The 4,645-nt window shown below is 43.2% G+C and carries 4 protein-coding genes and 1 pseudogene; 3 read left to right on the forward strand and 2 right to left on the reverse strand.

What is annotated here, in order from left to right; genetic code table 11:
- Positions 1–222 precede the first annotated feature (222 nt).
- Complete coding sequence (locus AC805_RS02340; RefSeq protein WP_009629166.1) at positions 223–522, reverse strand: HU family DNA-binding protein; 300 nt, start codon at positions 520–522, stop codon at positions 223–225.
- A gap of 589 nt (positions 523–1,111) precedes the next feature.
- Here AC805_RS02340 and AC805_RS02345 point away from each other — a divergent pair.
- The 3 genes from AC805_RS02345 to AC805_RS02355 all read left to right on the forward strand — a co-directional run bounded on the left by AC805_RS02345 (position 1,112) and on the right by AC805_RS02355 (position 4,466).
- Complete coding sequence (locus tag AC805_RS02345; protein WP_055073936.1) at positions 1,112–2,191, forward strand: DMT family transporter; 1,080 nt, start codon at positions 1,112–1,114, stop codon at positions 2,189–2,191.
- A gap of 60 nt (positions 2,192–2,251) precedes the next feature.
- On the forward strand, positions 2,252–3,319 hold the full coding sequence (locus AC805_RS02350) for a glycosyl transferase (protein WP_055073937.1): 1,068 nt from the start codon (positions 2,252–2,254) through the stop codon (positions 3,317–3,319).
- Positions 3,320–3,542: 223 nt separating this feature from the next.
- Entirely contained in the window at positions 3,543–4,466 is a 924-nt protein-coding gene (locus AC805_RS02355) for a pentapeptide repeat-containing protein (protein ID WP_055073938.1), read from the forward strand.
- A gap of 20 nt (positions 4,467–4,486) precedes the next feature.
- Here AC805_RS02355 and AC805_RS26670 read toward each other — a convergent pair.
- Positions 4,487–4,645, reverse strand: a pseudogene (locus tag AC805_RS26670) (IS630 family transposase); the annotation flags it as partial.

Below are 4,645 nucleotides of genomic sequence, written 5' to 3' on the forward strand. Positions count from 1 at the left end.
TTATAGCTACAGTCACTTGAATTAGGACAAATCAAACCCAAAGAACTAATTGACGGCGCGAAGCGCCGTCAATTAGTTCTTTGGGTTTATGTCCTAGTAAACTTGGCGACAGCTATATAACTATGTTCGCTCCTCCAAGATTTTGAGGCAAATCAAATTCCCTAAAACAAAAAAAGACAAAAAAAGAGGAAGCGCTAAGCGCTTCCTCTTTTTTCAAGAGAATTAGTCAGAGGGAGGGCTAACTTGTTCTTTGAAAGACTTACCAGCAGAGAAGGCAGGAACCTTAGTAGCTGGAATTTCCATCTTTTCACCAGTCTTAGGATTGCGTCCTTCTCTGGCTTTGCGATCGCGCGCTTCAAAGGAACCAAAGCCAACCAAAGTTACTTTATCGCCACCAGCTACAGTGTCGATGATTACTTCAAGGGTTGCAGAGAGGACTTCGTCAGCAGTCTTTTTGTTAACTGACAAGCCCTTTTCGGCTGCTTTCTTGGCAATAGCATCAACTAGTTCACCTTTGTTCATAGGTTTCCCCTTAAATATATGGATGAGTATGAGTATGAGTTAAATGTCAGAGTATTGTTTATGCGATCGCATTTTGCAAAAGCCGCACTGACTATGACTTCTGTTTGATCATTCTAATAGCAACTTGCCACTTGTGTATATACACAATGGTTAATTTATATAGATTTGAGCAGTTTTTTTTAAATACTTATTATTCAAATTCTTGATGTAATCCTTATAATGCGCTTCCAGAGAGGCTTTTGAGCATCAGTTCTTTTTTGGGAATAGTGTAATGCATACAGGGCAAGCACTTCACAAAAGTTCAAGTTTTTGGGATGCTGAGCAAAATTTTTCCAGATAAAACTACATTTCAAATATTGAGTGACGGTGCGAAGCACCGTCACTCAATATTTGGATTGCTATAGGACTGCTATAGGTGGCTACTGCACGCCATTATTTCGGGGTATCACTGAACAAGAGTAACGATCGCTATATTATTGTTAATACTTCTTAGCATTCTTGCAATCAAAATTTGCAATCAAAATTTGCAATCAAAATTTGCAATCAAAATTTGCAATTCTCTTCGCAATTCTTATTTAAATCATAAAATATGCAATCATCAACGCCAGCTAGTAATTCTGGACTAACTCGTCAGTCACCCTTAATACTTGCGCCATTTTTTCTATGGGGGACGGCGATGGTGGTGATGAAAGCATTGTTACCTCAAACAAGTCCGATGTTTATGGCGGCGGTGCGTTTGATACCCGCAGGAATATTGTTGGTAGTGGGAGCAGCATATTTTGGGAGACAACAGCCCAAAGGTTGGCAAGCATGGCTATGGATTAGTTTGTTTGCCTTAATTGATGGGTCGATGTTTCAGGGATTTTTAGCACAGGGCTTAGTACGAACAAATGCTGGGCTGGGTTCTTTGTTAATTGACTCTCAACCCCTTGCCGTTGCCTTGTTGGCAGCAGTGCTATACAAAGAAAGAATTGGCATTGGTGCTACTCTTGGGCTGTTGGTTGGAGTTGTGGGAATTGGACTAATCGGCTTGCCTGCGGAACTGATGGCGGCTCTCCTCGCAGGCGATCTGCAAACTGTTCTAGACGCAGGAATATTTACCCTTGGCGAATGGTTTATGCTGGGCGCTTCTCTATCGATGGCGATCGGGACGATTTTAATCCGTCCCGTGGTGCGCTATGCCGACCCAGTGATGGCTACGGGATGGCACATGATTATTGGGGGATTGCCTTTATTATTGTTTTCCTGCCAGATCGAACAGCAGCAGTGGCAAGAGCTGAATGCTTGGGGTTGGCTGGGGATGACCTATATGGCGATTATGGGTAGCGCGATCGCCTATGGTTTGTTTTTCTTTTTTGCCTCATCGGGTAGTTTGACAGCCCTGAGTGCCTTGACCTTTTCGACTCCAGTGTTTGCACTCCTATTTAGCAGTCTCTTTTTGGGCGAGAACTTAACCTTAGCCCAATGGATCGGCGTAATTTTGACCTTAAGTAGCATTTATCTAGTTAGCGTGCGAGACGCAGGACAGGCTAATATTGAGGATCACGATGATTCGTTAGGCTTTCCGAACGAAAAGATGCTGCCAACAAAGGAGCAAGTTGCCCTTAGTACGCCCTTGCCTGTGTTGCAGCAGACTAGCAATGAGTCGCCAAATAAATTTCCCAAATAAATTTCCCAAATAAATTCCAGAATAAATTTCTAGATTAATCGCCAAGATGCGAATAAGCCTATGCCTACTTTGTATATTTCAATTACCAATCACGGTTTTGGTCATGTGACACGCACTGCTTCAGTCCTTGCCGAATTACAACATCGATCGCCCGATACAAAATTAATTATTGCCACGACAGCACCGCGTTGGTTATTGGAGGAATATCTCGAAGGCAATTTTATTTACCATCCGCGCGTATTTGATGTTGGCGTAATCCAGATCGATAGTTTACAGGTTGATCGTGAGGCAACCTTCGCCGCATGGCAACAAATTCGCGATCAACAGGCAGATTTAATTGCCGCAGAGGTGAAGTTTTTACAAGCAAATCAAGTCGATCTAATATTTGGGGATATTCCTCCCATGATTGGCGAAATTGCCAAGGTGGCAAAGATTCCCTGCTGGATGGCAGGAAATTTTGGTTGGGATTTTATTTACCGCGATTGGGGAGGGAAATTTATTGCCTTAGCGGATTGGTTGGCGGAATCTTACAGCCATTGCGATCGCCTTTTTCGCTTACCCTTTGCCGAACCGATGCATTGCTTCCCCCATCGGCAAGACGTTGGCTTAACGGGCGCAAAGCCCAAGTATGCCCCTGAATACTTACGGGAAAAGTTTAATCTAGACAGCGATCGCCCGACAACGCTCCTTACTTTTGGCGGATTGAGTTTGCAATCAATTCCCTATCAAAATTTAGCCAACTTTCCAGATTGGCAATTTATTACCTTCGATCGTAATGCCCCCGACTTGCCGAATCTGACCAAAGCTAACGGCGATCGCCTCCGCCCAGTGGATCTAATGGTAATATGCGATCGCTTAGTCACAAAACCTGGCTATGGTACATTAGCCGAAGCTCTTAGGGTAGGCATTCCAGTAGTCTGTCTCACCCGTGAAGGATTTTTAGAAGCAGAAAATTTGATCTCAGGTGTCAAAAATTACGCCCAGCATCTCATTATCTCGCCCCAAGAATTTTATGAGGGCGATTGGTCATTTCTGTCAGGCTCATTTCAGGATCCAGCCGCAGCCCAGCAGCTAGAGATGCATGGTGAAACAACTATCACGCAAGCGATTTGGGATTATCTACATTAACGCTCAGCTTGCTATTTACCTTACATACCAATTTAATAAATGGCGTAGACATTTATTAAATTGGTATTAGGCTTGTTTTTTAATTCACGAAAGTGTTGTCACACTTTCGTGAATTGGTAGTAATTAAATTTACGCGATCGACCTAGACTTGGTTGTTTTGATACACTGGGGATCGATTGTCAGCGTAAACTAAAAAATCTTGAGCGCTGAGGAATCGACACCTATGCAAATTGAGCAATGCTACAAACTTCTAGGTTTGACATCTGACGCGACTTTAGAAGATATCAATAAGGCTTACAAAGCCCTAGCTTTACAGTGGCACCCCGATCGCATTCCTAGGGAAAATGTACAGCAGCAATTGCAAGCCCAAGAAAAGCTGAAAGAAATCAACCATGCAAGGGATAGTTTACGCAAAGCTGCCGAAATGAAGGCTTCCACACAGTCTAAACAGACAAGCCAGACAAATCAAAACTCAAATCAAAACTCAAATCAAAGTTCTACCCAAAGCGATCGCTCATACCAGCAGCAAACTAAGCAACAAACTAAGCAGCAGGCTAAGTACCAAAGTAAATATCAGAATGCTTATCAAAGTACTTATCATCAAAATACTTATCAAGCCAAACAACAAACGGAGCGAGCTTCCGAGCGTTATCGCCCGCATCAATCCCAAGCTCAGTCCTATCAGACCTATCAATCTTCCCAATCTAGCTATCAGTCCTATGATCGGTCGAGCTCAAAGAGCGCTTCGTCGCAGCCAGCGCAATCTTCAGAGCGTCCTCCTAACTCCGATCTAACTGGAGCCGATTTTAGGGGAGCAAATCTTCGGGAAAAGTATCTCGAAGGTCGCAATCTTAGTTATGCCAATTTAAGTAACGCCGATTTAGCGGATGCATTTTTACATCGGGTTAATCTTCAGGGCGCAAATCTTCAGGGGGCAAATTTATTTCGGGCAAATCTATTTCAAGCTAATTTACAAAATGCCGATCTTCGTGGGGCAAATTTAATTGGTGCTGACTTGAGTGGCTCCAACCTAAGCGGGGCAAATTTAAGTGGTGCGAAGGTAGGCTTTGGCGAAAAAATTATGGTCAAGCTGACAAATGTTAACTTTCAGGGTGCAACAATGCCCAATGGATCGATATATTCTTGATCTTTTGTACTAGTAGGCAGTCAAGTAATTATTGACGGGTAGAGGCGAAGCAATTTAATGCGAGCATCAGCAGTAGTAAATTGCCAATTGACTTTACAAGAGAGAGAATTCCTGCGATTTTCCCAAGCCGAGACTTCCTGAATCAAAAGCTGTTTATCAGGAATACGACGGTCGAGACA

The organism is Pseudanabaena sp. 'Roaring Creek', assembly GCF_001402795.1.
Lineage (GTDB): Bacteria > Cyanobacteriota > Cyanobacteriia > Pseudanabaenales > Pseudanabaenaceae > Pseudanabaena.

Bases quoted from the DNA above. Each gene is read 5' to 3' on its own strand.
- AC805_RS02355 (WP_055073938.1), top strand. From the start codon at position 3,543: ATGCAAATTGAGCAATGCTACAAACTTCTAGGTTTGACATCTGACGCG.
- AC805_RS02350 (WP_055073937.1), top strand. From the start codon at position 2,252: ATGCCTACTTTGTATATTTCAATTACCAATCACGGTTTTGGTCATGTG.
- AC805_RS02345 (WP_055073936.1), top strand. From the start codon at position 1,112: ATGCAATCATCAACGCCAGCTAGTAATTCTGGACTAACTCGTCAGTCA.
- AC805_RS02340 (WP_009629166.1), bottom strand. From the start codon at position 522: ATGAACAAAGGTGAACTAGTTGATGCTATTGCCAAGAAAGCAGCCGAA.